The sequence below is a fragment of the Cobetia sp. D5 genome (assembly GCF_035666195.1).
Taxonomy (GTDB): Bacteria; Pseudomonadota; Gammaproteobacteria; order Pseudomonadales; family Halomonadaceae; genus Cobetia; species Cobetia amphilecti.
Window position 1 is genome coordinate 3,764,429 of the sequence record NZ_CP142020.1, and the last position, 14,087, is coordinate 3,778,515.

Sequence of the window (14,087 nt, forward strand, 5' to 3'; positions counted from 1 at the left end):
GAAGGCCGCGCATTTTACCAGTCATCTGCCGCAAGACCAAACTTTGTGCCGTTTATTGCGGGCAACACTCTGTAGACTGCGTGCCACGGCATATCCCCGTTTTACTGAACGCCTCATATCACCTCATATCCGGATACCTTGCGTGCCTGACACTACCGACAAGACTGCGACTCACCTGCCGGGACGTGTGCTGGGCATCGCGATTCCCGGCCCGCTGCGCGATCTGTTCGACTACCTGCCATCCCGCCAGCCGCCTCGTCACGGCTGGCAGGTGGGTCTGCGCGTGCGCGTCGAATTCGGGCGTCGCCAGCTGGTCGGGGTGATCGCCGAGCTGCGCAGCGACTCAAGCTTCCCCATCGACAAGCTCAAGCCTGTCAGCGAAGTCATCGATGACGAACCGCTGCCGGCCGACTGGTTGTGGATATGTCAGTTTACCGCGCGCTATTACCAGCACTCGCTCGGCGACACCTTCGCCCAGGCGATGCCCTCGCTGCTGCGTCAGGGGCGCGCCCTGGAGGCGCGTACCCGAGAGCGCTGGACGCTGACCGACAAGGGCCGCGCCACCGAGCCGGCAAGCCTGGGGCGAGCCACCCGCCAGATCGCGTTGCTGGAGCTGCTCGCTCAGCATCGTCATGGTCTGGTGCACAGCGCCATCACCGCCCAGGGCTTCACCCGCCAGCAGCTGGAGACCCTGCGCGGCCGCGGCTATATCGAATCCCGTGAGGAGCCGGTGACCGGCGCCACGCCGGAGCAGGCCAACAAAGGCGTGCTCGCCGAACCCGGCCTGGCCCTCAATGATGAGCAGGGTCGCGCCCTCTCGCGTCTGCATGAGGGCCTGAACCGCTTCTCGCCCACACTGCTGGAGGGCGTGACCGGTTCCGGCAAGACCGAGGTCTATCTGCAATTGATCGAGGCGGTGCTGGACCGCGGTGGCCAGGCGCTGGTGCTGGTGCCCGAGATCGGCCTGACGCCCCAGACGCTGGAGCGCTTCCGCAGACGCTTCCGCGTGCCGCAGGTGATGCTGCACTCCGGCGTCAGCGATGGTGAACGCCTCGATGGCTTCGAAGCCGCCCGCAGCGGTCGCGCGCGCATCGTGATCGGTACCCGCTCCGCCATCTTCACGCCGATGGCCAGACTCGGCGTGATCATCGTCGACGAGGAGCACGACGGCTCCTTCAAGCAACAGGACGGCCTGCGCTATCACGCCCGCGATCTGGCGCTGGTGCGCGGCAAGCAGGAAGGCATACCCGTGGTGCTCGGCAGCGCCACGCCGTCCCTTGAGAGCCTGCGCCATGCTCGCGAGGGCCGCTTCACGCATCTGCACCTGCATCAGCGCGCCGGTCGCAGCCAGCCGGCGCGCCTGCACCCGGTCGACCTGCGCGGCCGCATGACGCTGGGCGGTCTCTCGACCCAGAGCCTGGAGGCGATCGAGAAGCGCCTCGCCCAGGGCGATCAGGTGCTGGTGTTCATCAATCGGCGCGGCTTCGCGCCGACCCTGACCTGCCATGCCTGCGGCTGGATCGCCGAATGCGACAACTGCGATGCCCGCATGACCCTGCATCGTCATCCGCCCCAGCTGACCTGCCACCACTGCGAGCGTACCCGCCCGCTGCCGGATGCCTGCCCGGCCTGTGGCAGCGGAGATGTTCGCCCGCAGGGCGCGGGCACCGAGCGCACCGAAGAGCTGCTCGGCGAGAAATTCCCCGACGTGCCGGTGCTGCGCATAGACCGCGACAGCACCCAGCGCAAGGACGCCATGAGCGAGGCGCTGGCGGTGATCCGGCGTGGCGAACCCTGCCTGCTGGTCGGCACCCAGATGCTGGCCAAGGGCCACCACTTCCCCCACGTCACCCTGGTGGTGGTGGTCAACGCCGACAGCGGCCTCTATGCCGCCGACTTCCGGGCGCTGGAGCAGTCCGCGCAGCTGCTGGTGCAGGTCGCGGGGCGTGCCGGACGCGCCGAGCGCCCCGGTGAGGTGTTGATCCAGACCCGCCACCCGGAAGACCCCAACCTGCTGACGCTGATTCAGGCCGGCTACCCGCAGCTGGCGGGGGAATTGCTCGAGGAGCGCCGTATCGCCCAGCTGCCGCCGTTCAGCCATCTGGCGCTGCTGCGCGCCGAGGCCAGCGACCAGCAGCAGGTCGAACAGTGGCTGTTGAAGGTCGGTGGCGCCCTGCGCCAGCACCTCGAGGCTGCCAATCTCAAGGTGGATTGCCTCGGCCCGGTGCCCGCACCGATGGAGCGTCGCCAGAATCGCTATCACGCCCAATTGCTGTTGCGCTGTGCGAAACGCGGCCCATTGCATGAAGCGGCGGCCTGGCTGGTGACGCTCTGCGAGCAGGACCGCGACGCGCGCCGCCTGCGCTGGTCGCTGGATGTCGATCCCATCGGCATGGCCTGAGTGATACGCAAGCGGTGTGACAGCCCTTCACGCCGCTTGCGATGAACTGACCACTATCCCTGCAGGGCGCGGAATGCGGCGCGATTGATCACGACGGTTTATGCAAGCCGCAGGATCGGTGATAATGCCCGCCATCGTGCAGCGACATCCGCACTCCCCCATTGCCCGCAGGCCTGATGCCTGCAACCGCCTGCTGTATGGCACGCGGTGCGACCCGAGCCGTGAAGAGACCGATATTCCATGAAAGAGACGATCATCGAACTGCTGGGCCAGGCCCTGGAAACCCTCAAGGCCGACGGCACCCTGCCCGCCGACGCCAGCCCGCAGATCAAGGTCGACCCGACCAAGGACAAGAGCCACGGCGACTACGCCAGCAATCTGGCGATGATGACGTCCAAGGCCGCCGGCATGAAGCCGCGCGATCTGGCCGAGAAGCTGATCGCGGCGCTGCCGGCCTCCGATGCCGTCTCCAAGGTCGAGATCGCCGGCCCCGGCTTCCTGAACTTCTTCGCTGATACCGGTGCGGTAGCCGATATCGTGCGTCGCGTCTTCAGCGAAAGCGACAGCTTCGGTCACAGCGACGTGGGTGCCGGCGAGAAGGTGCAGGTCGAGTTCGTCTCCGCCAACCCGACCGGCCCGCTGCACGTCGGTCACGGCCGCGGCGCCGCGGTCGGCGACGTGCTGTGCCGCCTGCTGGCCGCCACCGGTCACGACGTCACGCGCGAGTTCTACTACAACGATGCCGGCGCCCAGATCAACAATCTGGCGCTCTCCGTCCAGGCGCGCGCCAAGGGTCTGGGCCCGGACGATGCCAGCTGGCCGGCCGATGGCTATCGCGGTGACTACATCAGCGAACTGGCCGCCTCCTACATGGCCGGCGACACCGTCGAAGCCGATGGCAAGCAGGTGACCGGCGCCGCGGACCCCGATGACCTGGAGGCCATCCGCGTCTTCGCCGTCGCCTACCTGCGCCACGAGCAGGATCTCGATCTCAAGGCCTTCGGCGTCGAATTCGATGTCTACTTCCTCGAGTCCTCGCTCTACAGCGACGGCAAGGTCGAGGAGACCGTCAAGCGCCTGGTCGACAACGGCTACACCTATGAAGACGACGGTGCCCTGTGGCTGCGCACCACCGACTTCGGCGATGACAAGGACCGCGTGATGCGCAAGCGTGACGGCGGTTACACCTACTTCCTGCCCGACGTCGCCTACCACCTCGACAAGTGGCAGCGTGGCTTCACCCAGGTCATCAACGAGCAGGGCGCCGATCACCACTCCACCGTGACCCGCGTGCGTGCCGGTCTGCAGGCCCTGCAGGCGGACATTCCCAAGGGCTGGCCGGACTACGTGCTGCACCAGATGGTCACCGTGATGCGCTCCGGCGAGGAAGTGAAGCTGTCCAAGCGTGCCGGCAGCTACGTGACCCTGCGCGACCTGATCGAGGAAGTCGGCCGCGATGCGACCCGCTACTTCCTGGCGGCACGTCGCGCCGACTCCCAGCTGACCTTCGACATCGACCTGGCGCGCTCCCAGTCCAATGACAACCCGGTCTACTACATCCAGTACGCTCACGCCCGCGTGCACAGCGTGCTGCGCAAGGCCAGCCGCGAAGAGAAGCCCTTCGACGAAGCCCTGGCCATGGCGCAGCTCACCCTGCTGACCAGCGACCAGGAAAAGGCCGTGATGAATCGCATGGCGCAGTTCCCGGACGTCGTCGCCCACGCCGCCAAGGTGCGCGAGCCGCAGCAGGTCGCCCAGTACCTGCAGGACCTCTCCTCCGACTTCCACACCTGCTACAACGCGGTGAAGGTGATGGTCGAGGACGACGCGACCCGCAATGCGCGCATGGCGCTGGGTCTGGCGACCGCTCAGGTCATCCGCAACGGCCTGGCCCTGCTGGGTGTCAGCGCTCCCGAGGAGATGTAAGCCATGGCTGCTCGGCGCCCCGCCAACAAGAAGCCCGCCTCCCGCCAGGGGGCGAGCCCCCGTCGGCAACCCGCTGCCAGCCAGAGTCGTGGTCTGCCCGGCTGGCTGTGGGGCATCATCGGTCTGATCGCCGGCTTCGCTCTCGCGCAGTACTTCGAGAAACAGGCCCCGCGTCTGCCGGTCGCGGCCATCGTGCCCAAGGCCAACACGCAGCAGAACGGACAGCAGAGCGGGCAGCAGACCGCCAAGCAGGGCAACCAGCAGCAGAAGGAAGCCCCCGAAGAGTCCGCCGGCAACATGCCGACCTTCGAGTTCTACACCCTGCTGCCGGAAACCGAGGTGATCGCACCCAAGGTGGATGAGTACAAGTCCACGCCGCGTCCGGGCAGCGCCGAGAGCACCAAGAAGTCCGAGGCCTCGCTGACCAACTACATGTTGCAGGCCGCGTCCTTCCGCGAGATGAGCGATGCCAAGAAGCTGGCCGGCAAGCTCAAGGACCTTGGCCTGCTGGCCAAGGTCAGTGACGTCAATGCCTCCGGCGGTACCGTCTGGCACCGGGTGCAGGTCGGTCCCTACAAGGACACCCGTGAGCTAAATCGCGCCCAGGACCTGATGAACACCCAGGGCATCGAGCCCTTGTTGATCAAGCTGCAGTAAGCCAGGCGTGAGCCTTGCGACAGACGGGCCCGCTCATTTTTGAGCGGGCCCGTTGCATGAGGGCACAGACCAGGACCGATCGCAGTCAACGCTGAGTCGCCGATGACTTGAAACCCGTATCGGCGCCCCCATCTACAGCATTCCGGTGAGATATCAGGCCCGCGTGCCGCCCGTCAGGCGGTGCAGGATCGCGGCAAGCAGTGGCAAGCGCCAGGCTGACGATCACCACCCGTTTTACGCGACGAGGCCACGGCCTCGTCTGCCCAGAAATGCCATGCCCGGCCCCGTTCACCTTATTCCAATCGCCGGCATGCTCTCTCAGGAGTTATCCATGACCACGATCGTCTCCGTGCGTCGCAACGGCCAGGTCGCCCTGGCTGGTGACGGCCAGGTATCCCTTGGCAACACTGTCATGAAAGGCAACGCCGCCAAGGTGCGTCGTCTGTATCGCAATCAGGTACTGGCCGGTTTCGCCGGTGGTACCGCCGATGCCTTCACGCTGTTCGAACGCTTCGAAGCACAGCTCGAGAAGTATCAGGGCCAGCTGGTGAAGTCCGCCGTGGAGCTTGCCAAGGAGTGGCGCTCAGACCGCGCCCTGCGCAAGCTTGAGGCCATGCTGGTGGTCGCCGACAAGCACGCCTCCTTGATCATCACCGGCAACGGTGACGTGGTCGAGCCCGAGCACGGCGTGCTGGCCATCGGCTCCGGCGGCAACTACGCCGAGGCCGCTGCCCGCGCCCTGATCGAGAATACCGAGCTTTCCGCCCGCGAGATCACCGAGAAGTCCATCTCCATCGCGGCCGATATCTGCGTCTTCACCAACCACAATGCCATCATCGAGGAGCTGTCCTGAGATGTCCCAGATGACCCCGAAGGAAATCGTCAACGCCCTCGATCAGCACATCGTCGGCCAGCCTGAAGCCAAGCGCGCCGTGGCGGTTGCCATGCGCAACCGCTGGCGCCGCATGCAGCTCGATGACGATCTGCGTCCGGAAGTCACGCCGAAGAACATCCTGATGATCGGCCCGACCGGTGTCGGCAAGACCGAGATCGCCCGTCGTCTGGCCAAGCTGGCCGGCGCGCCCTTCCTCAAGATCGAGGCGACCAAGTTCACCGAGGTCGGCTATGTCGGCCGTGACGTGGAATCCATCATCCGCGACCTGGTCGAGGTCGCGATGAAGCTGGTGCGCGAAGACGCCATGAAGGAAGTGCGCGACAAGGCCGAAGATGCCGCCGAAGAGCGCATCCTCGACGCCCTGCTGCCGCGGGTGCGTGGCGAAGAGTACGACGCTGCCGCCAACAACAGCAGCACGCGCCAGATGTTCCGCAAGAAGCTGCGCGAAGGTCAGCTGGATGACAAGGAAATCGACATCGAGCTGAGCCCGGCCAGCCAGAGTCTCGATTTCGCCACCCCGCCGGGGATGGAAGAGATGACCAGCCAGCTGCAGTCCATGTTCTCCAACATGGGCAAGCAGCAGAAAGAGAGCCGTCGCATCACCGTCAAGGAAGCGCTCAAGCTGGTTCACGAGGAAGAAGCGGCCAGAATGGTCAGCGATGAAGACCTCAAGAGCCGTGCCATCGAGGCCGTCGAACAGAACGGCATCGTCTTCCTCGACGAGATCGACAAGGTCGCCAAGCGTGGCGAATCCGGCAGTGGCGGTGACGTGTCCCGCGAAGGCGTGCAGCGCGATCTGCTGCCGCTGATCGAAGGCTCCACCGTGTCCACCAAGCATGGCATGGTCAAGACCGACCACATCCTGTTCATCGCCTCCGGTGCCTTCCACCTCTCCAAGCCGTCGGACATGATTCCGGAGCTGCAGGGCCGTCTGCCGATCCGCGTCGAGCTCAACGCCCTGACGCCGGAAGACTTCAAGCGCATCCTGACCGAGCCGTCCGCCGCCCTGATCCGTCAGTACAAGGCATTGCTGGCGACCGAAGGCGTCGAGCTGAGCTTCGCGGATGATGCCATCGAGCGCATCGCCCAGATCGCCTATCAGGTCAACGAAGGCACCGAGAACATCGGCGCCCGTCGTCTGCACACCGTGATGGAGCGTCTGCTGGAAGAGATCTCCTACGAGGGTGGCGATCAGCCCGGCGAACTCAAGGTCGATGCCGCCTACGTCGATGCCCGCCTGGGTGATCTGGCGCGTGATGAAGACCTGTCGCGCTACATCCTCTGACGACACGCTCACGCGCCTGACAGCCCCTCATGGAAGCCAGTCCCGTTCCTGAGGGGACTTCTGACGCCCGATCCGGCTTGGCCCGGATCGGGCGTCAGTGCATCATGCGCACAAGACACATCGACCGGCCAAGCGCCGTGCTCGACGCCTATCTGCCTTCGCCATGCCGCCCTGCGCCCTACGCCCTACGCCGCCGCGCGGCATGCAAGCCCGAGGATGCCCCGATGAGCCACGACACTCCCAAGGACGCCGCCGCGTCCCACGACGCTGATACCAGCGGCCAGCAGCGCGACTACCGCCTCAACGAGCGCCATGCCCGTGATGGCGAAGAGGCCCCGGTGCCGACGCGCGTGCACTACCACAAGTCAGAGCGCGAACTGGAACTGGGCTACGCCGATGGCCAGAGCTTCCGCCTGAGCACCGAATTCCTGCGCGTGATGTCGCCGTCGGCGGAAGTGCGTGGCCACGGTGTCGGCCAGGAAACCCTGCAGGTCGGCATGCGCTACGTCGGGCTGACCAACATCACCCAGAGCGGCCGCTACGCGCTGAAGCTGCACTTCGATGATGGCCATGACAGCGGCCTGTATACCTGGGAATACCTGTGGGAACTGGCCAATCGCCGCGACGCCATGTGGGCCTACTACCTGCGCCAGCTGGAAGAGGCCGGCGCCTCGCGCGAACCACTGGGCATTCCGCTCAACCAGCTGTAAGCCACTGATGCCACTGGGCGCGGCAAGATGTCCGAGTCGACGTCTTGCCAAAAGACAGCCCGCTGGCCAGCGGTTACAATCGAGCCACTGCGAAAGCTCACCATATTGTGCTGACGTCGCCACGGCGACGTCACAACAGGGGAAGTCATGGACAAGCGTACGACTCACTTCGGTTATCAGGAAGTTGCCGTGGACGAGAAGGCAGGCCGCGTCGCGGATGTCTTCCACAGTGTCGCCGCCAAGTACGACGTGATGAATGACCTGATGTCGTTCGGCATCCACCGTCTGTGGAAGCGCATCACCCTGGAGCGTGCCGGCGCCCGTCCCGGCCAGTCGGTGCTGGACATCGCCGGCGGCACCGGTGACCTGACGCTGAAGTTCTCGCGTCTGGTCGGCCCGAAAGGCCGCGTGGTGCTCGCCGACATCAATGCCTCGATGCTCAACGTCGGCCGCGACAAGCTGCTCGACCGTGGCGTCGGCGGCAACGTCGAATACGTGCAGGCCAATGCCGAAGCCCTGCCCTTCCCGGACAACACCTTCGACATCATCACCATCGCCTTCGGGCTGCGCAACGTCACCGACCAGGCCAAGGCCCTGCGCTCCATGCAGCGCATCCTCAAGCCGGGCGGCCGTCTGCTGGTGCTGGAATTCTCCAAGCCGGTCAATCCGCTGCTCTCCACCGCCTATGACCAGTACAGCTTCCGGCTGCTGCCCAAGATGGGCGAGATGGTCGCCGGCGACGCCGACTCCTACCGCTACCTGGCCGAGTCCATCCGCATGCACCCCGACCAGAAGACGTTGGCCGGCATGATGGAAGAGGCCGGTCTCGAGCGCGTCGAGTACACCAACCTGACGGGCGGCATCGTCGCGTTGCACCGCGGTATCAAGCTCTGAGGCTGTCATGGCATTGCTGACCCCCCTGCTGTTGGCGACCGCTGAGCGGACGCTGAATCAGCTGCTTGCTCGCGACCCGGCCTCGACGTCGCGCCTGAATGCACTGGCAGGCCGACGCCTGCTGGTGCGTGTCGAACGCCCCGCCTTCGACCTGCTGGTGCACTTCGACCTGCAGGGCCTGCACCTGTTGCGCCTGCCCCAGGCCAACGAGAGCGATGGCGATGTGGTGGTGGAGCTCGACATGGAGACCGCCGCCGCCCTGCTGTCCGGTGAATCCATCGAGCGCCTGATGTTCGAGGGTCGCCTCGCCGTGCGTGGCCGTATCCATCTGCTGGAGAGCGCTCGAGATCTGGTGATGGACCTCGACCTGGACTGGGAAGGCGCGCTCAGTGAATGGTTCGGCGAAGCCCCGGGCCATAGCCTGGCCAGCGGCCTGCGCAGCCTCGGGCGTTTCGGCCTGATCAGTCGCCGTGAGCTGGAGCTGGACCTGCGCGAATACCTCACCGAGGAGGCGCGCTGGCTGCCCGGTCAGGCGCAGATGCGCGTCGCCCGCGACGAGCTGACCGAGCTGACCCAGTGTCTGGATCGCACCGAAGCACGTCTGGCGCGGCTGCGCCGTCATCTCGAGGCCGCCACCTCCCATCAACCTGCCGAGCGGGAGTGCCAGCCGTCGTGAGACTCTATCGCCTGCTGAGCATCCTGTGGGTCATCGCCCGCTACCGCCTCGACGACCTGGTGCCGCCGGGGCGCGTGCCGGCCCTGCTGCGCCCGCTGCTCAAGCTGTCGCCGCTGCGTCTGTTCCCCATCGGCAGACGCACGCGTGGCGAGCGTCTGCGTCTCGCGCTCGAGGCCCTCGGCCCGATCTTCATCAAGTTCGGCCAGATGCTCTCGACGCGCCGCGACCTGCTGCCGCCGGACATCGCCGACGAACTCAAGCGCCTGCAGGATCAGGTGCCACCGTTCGAGAACCAGGTCGCGCGGGAGCTGGTCGAGCAGGAACTCGAGATGTCGGTCGAGGAAGCCTTCGCCGAATTCGAGGCCCAGCCTCTGGCCTCCGCCTCCATCGCCCAGGTACATGCCGCACGCCTGCACGATGGCTCGGACGTGGTGGTCAAGGTCATCCGCCCGCGCATCGAGGAAGTGATGCGCAAGGACATCGGCCTGCTCTACATGTTCGCGCGCCTGTTGATGAAGGTCTCGCCGGAAGCCCGTCGCCTGCGCCCGGTCGAGGTCGTCGCCGACTACGAGGCGACGCTGTTCGACGAGCTCGACATGCACAAGGAGGCCGCCAACACCTCCCAACTCAAGCGCAACTTCCTCGACTCGCCGCTGCTCTACGTCCCGGCCATCCACTGGCCACTGACGCGCCGCCGCGTGATGGTGCAGGAACGCATCCGCGGCATTCCGGTCGCCGATATCGAGGAGCTGACGGCGCAGGGCACCGACCTCAGGAAGCTGGCCGAGCGCGGCGTGGAGATCTTCTTCACCCAGGTATTCCGCGACAACTTCTTCCACGCCGACATGCACCCCGGCAACATCTTCGTCTCGCGCGAGAACCCGCACGACCCGCAGTTCATCGCCATCGACTGCGGCATCGTCGGCAGCCTGACCCGCGAGGATCAGGACTATCTGGCGCGCAACCTGCTGGCCTTCTTCCGCCAGGATTACTACGAGGTCGCGGCGCTGCACATCGAGTCCGGCTGGGTCGGCGAAGGCACGCGCGCCAACGAGTTTGCCGCGGCCATCCGCGCCGTCTGCGAGCCGATTCTCGAGAAGCCGCTCAAGGACATCAGCTTCGGCCAGGTCCTGTTGGGGCTGTTCCAGACCGCGCGCCGCTTCAACATGGAAGTCCAGCCGCAGCTGGTGTTGCTGCAGAAGACCCTGCTCAACATCGAGGGCCTCGGCCGCCAGCTGTATCCGGACCTGGACCTGTGGGCCACCGCCCGCCCCTATCTGGAGCGCTGGATGAAGGAGCGCGCTGGCCCCAAGGCGTTCTGGGCCGAGATGGTCAAGCAGGCACCGGAGCTGTCGCATCAGCTGCCACAGCTGCCGGCGATGGCCTTCCAGGCCATGGAGCGCATCGAGGACGAGCATCGCGCCCGTCAACGCCAGACAGAAGCCATCACCACGCTGCGCGACCGGGTCAATCACGCCTCCAGCACCAGCTGGCGGCTGCGCGCGGGCCTGCTGCTGGTGGCCGGCGCTTTCGGTTGGCAGCCCCTGATGGCCTGGGCGGAGACCCAGCCCGTGGCGGTACTGGTGGGCGCAGGACTGGGAATCGTGTTATTGCTGTGGCGCTAGCCGCAGGCAGACATGATGGCCTGACTGGCCCGGCGCGCAACGACACTTGCCGCCCCATGGGACGCAGTGCAATATGAATGACATATAACACTTGCATCCTGAGTCGCCTGCCCACGCCGTGCCGTTTGCCGTGCAAGGTGTGACGTCAGCGCAGAACTCGATGACTTAACGCAAGACCCAAGCTTTCAGGAATGATGATTCATGAGTGATATTCTCAACCGTCTGTCAGTGGTACTGGCAGAACGGCGCGACGCTGACCCGACCTCCTCCTATGTCGCGAGCCTGCATCACAAGGGCCTCAACAAGGTACTGGAGAAGATTGGCGAAGAGGCGACCGAAACCGTACTGGCCGCCAAGGATTTCGCTCACGACGACGTGGACTCGCAGCGTGCCGTGATCGGTGAGACCGCTGACCTGTGGTTCCATTCACTGGTCATGCTGTCGCATCTGGGGCTGGATCATCAGGAAGTGCTGGATGAGCTGGCACGCCGCTTCGGTGTTTCCGGCCATGATGAAAAGGCCGCTCGCGGCCAGTGAAGGACCCGTATTCTTCCGGCGCAAGTCGGCTTTCCGGCAGCGGTGCCAGCACCCTGCAAGTCTCAAGGCCCAATGACCCGGTGTCAGCGGCCCAAATGGAGAATTTCCCATGTTAGGTGGCATCAGTATCTGGCAGCTTCTCATCGTGCTCGGCATCATCATCCTGATCTTCGGGACCAAGAAGCTGCGCAACGTCGGCTCTGATCTCGGCGGTGCCGTGAAGGGCTTCAAGGGCGCGATGAAGGAAGAAGAGAAGAAGAGCGACGAGCCGACTGCCCAGCAGAAGGTCGCGCATGAGGAAAAGCGTGGCGACACCATCGATGTCGAGGCCGAGAGCCGCGATACCGCTGACAAGCGCTCGTAACCCGCATGTTCGATATCGGCTTTTTTGAACTGGCATTGATCGCGCTGCTGGCGCTGATCGTGCTCGGCCCGGAGCGTCTGCCCCGGGCCGCCCGCACTGCGGGTCTGTGGCTGGGACGCATCAAGCGCAGTGTCTCGGGCATTCAGCAGGAAATCAGTGCCCAGCTGGAAGCCGAGGAACTGCGTCAGACGCTCAACGAGCAGAAGAAGCAGCTCGATGAGACGCTAGCTCATGCGCGCAACGAGGCACGCGATGTCGAGCGCGGCATCACCGAGTCCAGCACGCCCCGCGATGCAGGCGCCTCCGGCGCCGAGACCAGCCCCCGCCCTGCCGAGAATGGTGCGCCGGCCACCGAGCCGAGCACTGCTTCCGACACCCGTGAATCACGAGAGCCACGTTCCTGATGAGTGATCCACATGCCTCACCGTCAGGTGGTCAGGGCGACGCCGCACACGCGCCGCTCATCGAGCACCTGATCGAGCTACGCTCGCGCTTGCTGCGCGCCACCCTGGTGGTGCTGGTGGTTTTCGCCGCGCTGTACGGCTTCTCCAACCAGATCTATCTGTATGTCGCCGAACCGCTGATGGCATTGCTGCCACCGGGTTCGCAGATGATCGCCACCGAAGTGGCCTCACCCTTCCTGGCGCCCTTCAAGCTGACATTGGTGGTGGCGCTGTTCCTGGCGATTCCCGCCGTGCTCTATCAGGCCTGGGCGTTCATCGCGCCGGGCCTCTATGAGAACGAGAAGGCGTTGGCCCTGCCGCTGCTGGCTTCCAGCATCCTGCTGTTCTATGCCGGTGCAGCCTTCGCCTACTACGTGGTGTTCCCGCTGCTGTTCCAGTTCTTCACCACCACGGGCCCCGAGAACGTGGCGATCATGACGGACATCAATCAGTACCTGAATTTTGTCCTCAAGCTGTTCTTCGCCTTCGGGGTCGCCTTCGAGATTCCCATCGCCACCTTCCTGCTGATCTGGACCGGCGCGACCACGGTGGAGGCTCTGAGCAAGAAGCGCCCCTATATCGTGATCGCCTGCTTCGTGGTCGGCATGCTGCTGACACCGCCGGACGTGATCTCACAGTCGCTGCTGGCGATCCCGATGTGGCTGCTGTTCGAGGTCGGCATTCTGGCCTCGCGCCTCTTCAAGCGCCGGCGTGCGGCATCAGACGATGAGGCATCGCAGGACACGCCCTGAACGCGACTGCCTGCAATCGGGCATCAGAAACAGGGCGCCAGAAACAGGGCGCCAGAATCAGAGCCTCAGAATCAGAGCATCAAAACACAAAGCCCCGCCGGTTCACCGGCGGGGCTTTCTATTTCTGGGGGCTTTGTGTTGCCAATGAACTTGCTCAGACCAGCCACGCGCTATCACGCCAGACGCACTGGCGTGTCGAGGTCAGTCCTGCTCGGCGGCACGCGCCTTGTCGTCCTCGATCCAGCTATCGATGCGCTCGACCAGCTTGAAGATGCCCTGGGCCGCTTCGCTGATGCGCTCCGCCAGCAGGTAGGCCGGGGTAGTGACGACACGGTTGGCGGCGTCGACGACGATGTCCGTCACCTCACAGCTCTTGTGCAGGCCTCCCTGGGCGCTGATCGCCCCGGAGACACTGGCATCGTTGCCGATGGTGACCGAGATGCCTTCCCCCAGCAGCTTGGGCACCATCACCGGCGCGATGCACATCACGCCGATCGGCTTGCCGGCCGCATGGAAGGGCTGCACCGCGTCCTGCAGCCCCGCGACGAGCTCGAGGTCCTCACCCTTGACGGCAAAGTCACACAGATTCTTGGCGGCACCGAAGCCGCCGGGCAGGATCAGCGCATCGAAGTCGTCCGCTGACAGCTCTTCCAGCGGGCGCACCTTGCCACGTGCCAGACGCGCGGACTCGACCAGCACGTTGCGGGTCTCCTCCATCTCGTCGCCAGTGCCGTGATTGATCACGTGATGCTGCGCGACATCCGGTGCAAAGCACTCATAGGCAATGCCCAGCTGATCGAGACGCAGCAGCGTCAGGGTAGTTTCATAGATCTCGGAGCCATCAAAGACACCGCAACCGGAAAGGATCAGGGCTACCTGCTTGGTCATGGGTTACTCCATTGACGATGAGCTGTGCGCGGCG

14 protein-coding genes are annotated in these 14,087 nt (G+C 65.1%); 13 read left to right on the forward strand and 1 reads right to left on the reverse strand.

The genetic code is table 11. From position 1 onward, the window contains the following. Window positions 1-142 precede the first annotated feature (142 nt). The 13 genes from U0O11_RS15565 (at window position 143) to tatC (ending at window position 13,165) form a co-directional block, all read left to right on the forward strand. The gene (locus U0O11_RS15565) at window positions 143-2,401 is read left to right on the forward strand and encodes a primosomal protein N' (RefSeq protein WP_279835895.1); all 2,259 of its coding nucleotides are present in this window, start codon (window positions 143-145) and stop codon (window positions 2,399-2,401) included. A gap of 240 nt (window positions 2,402-2,641) precedes the next feature. Continuing rightward, window positions 2,642-4,327 carry an arginine--tRNA ligase gene (gene argS / locus U0O11_RS15570; RefSeq protein WP_043332965.1) on the forward strand — a complete coding sequence of 562 codons (1,686 nt, stop codon included), beginning with the start codon at window positions 2,642-2,644 and terminating at the stop codon, window positions 4,325-4,327. 3 nt (window positions 4,328-4,330) lie between these two features. Then, a complete protein-coding gene (locus U0O11_RS15575; RefSeq protein ID WP_279835894.1) occupies window positions 4,331-4,984 on the forward strand; it encodes an SPOR domain-containing protein in 654 nt (217 codons plus the stop codon). Between the two features lie 331 nt (window positions 4,985-5,315). Beyond that, a complete protein-coding gene (hslV, locus tag U0O11_RS15580; protein WP_043332970.1) occupies window positions 5,316-5,837 on the forward strand; it encodes an ATP-dependent protease subunit HslV in 522 nt (173 codons plus the stop codon). 1 nt (window position 5,838) lies between these two features. Then, window positions 5,839-7,164 (forward strand): ATP-dependent protease ATPase subunit HslU, encoded by a 1,326-nt coding sequence (gene hslU, locus U0O11_RS15585; protein ID WP_043332972.1) that lies wholly within the window; start codon window positions 5,839-5,841, stop codon window positions 7,162-7,164. A gap of 338 nt (window positions 7,165-7,502) precedes the next feature. Further along, a complete protein-coding gene (locus U0O11_RS15590; protein ID WP_225348182.1) occupies window positions 7,503-7,874 on the forward strand; it encodes a gamma-butyrobetaine hydroxylase-like domain-containing protein in 372 nt (123 codons plus the stop codon). 147 nt (window positions 7,875-8,021) lie between these two features. Continuing rightward, complete coding sequence (ubiE, locus tag U0O11_RS15595; RefSeq protein WP_043332974.1) at window positions 8,022-8,768, forward strand: bifunctional demethylmenaquinone methyltransferase/2-methoxy-6-polyprenyl-1,4-benzoquinol methylase UbiE; 747 nt, start codon at window positions 8,022-8,024, stop codon at window positions 8,766-8,768. A gap of 7 nt (window positions 8,769-8,775) precedes the next feature. Continuing rightward, a complete protein-coding gene (locus U0O11_RS15600) occupies window positions 8,776-9,444 on the forward strand; it encodes a ubiquinone biosynthesis accessory factor UbiJ (protein ID WP_131432768.1) in 669 nt (222 codons plus the stop codon). Next, the gene (gene ubiB, locus U0O11_RS15605) at window positions 9,441-11,069 is read left to right on the forward strand and encodes a ubiquinone biosynthesis regulatory protein kinase UbiB (RefSeq protein ID WP_043332979.1); all 1,629 of its coding nucleotides are present in this window, start codon (window positions 9,441-9,443) and stop codon (window positions 11,067-11,069) included. Before U0O11_RS15600 ends, ubiB begins: the two co-directional genes overlap by 4 nt. Window positions 11,070-11,270: 201 nt before the next feature. After that, complete coding sequence (locus U0O11_RS15610) at window positions 11,271-11,606, forward strand: phosphoribosyl-ATP diphosphatase (RefSeq protein ID WP_043332980.1); 336 nt, start codon at window positions 11,271-11,273, stop codon at window positions 11,604-11,606. 109 nt (window positions 11,607-11,715) lie between these two features. Further along, on the forward strand, window positions 11,716-11,970 hold the full coding sequence (gene tatA, locus U0O11_RS15615) for a Sec-independent protein translocase subunit TatA (RefSeq protein WP_043332981.1): 255 nt from the start codon (window positions 11,716-11,718) through the stop codon (window positions 11,968-11,970). A 5-nt stretch (window positions 11,971-11,975) separates the two neighbouring features. Beyond that, window positions 11,976-12,374, forward strand: a complete 399-nt coding sequence (tatB, locus tag U0O11_RS15620; RefSeq protein WP_131432769.1) for a Sec-independent protein translocase protein TatB — start codon at window positions 11,976-11,978, stop codon at window positions 12,372-12,374. Further along, entirely contained in the window at window positions 12,374-13,165 is a 792-nt protein-coding gene (gene tatC, locus U0O11_RS15625) for a twin-arginine translocase subunit TatC (RefSeq protein WP_131432770.1), read from the forward strand. The genes tatB and tatC overlap by 1 nt, the downstream gene beginning before the upstream one ends. A 201-nt stretch (window positions 13,166-13,366) precedes the next feature. Here tatC and elbB read toward each other — a convergent pair whose 3' ends face one another. Next, window positions 13,367-14,053, reverse strand: a complete 687-nt coding sequence (gene elbB, locus U0O11_RS15630) for an isoprenoid biosynthesis glyoxalase ElbB (RefSeq protein WP_054556514.1) — start codon at window positions 14,051-14,053, stop codon at window positions 13,367-13,369. Between the last annotated feature and the right edge of the window lie 34 nt (window positions 14,054-14,087).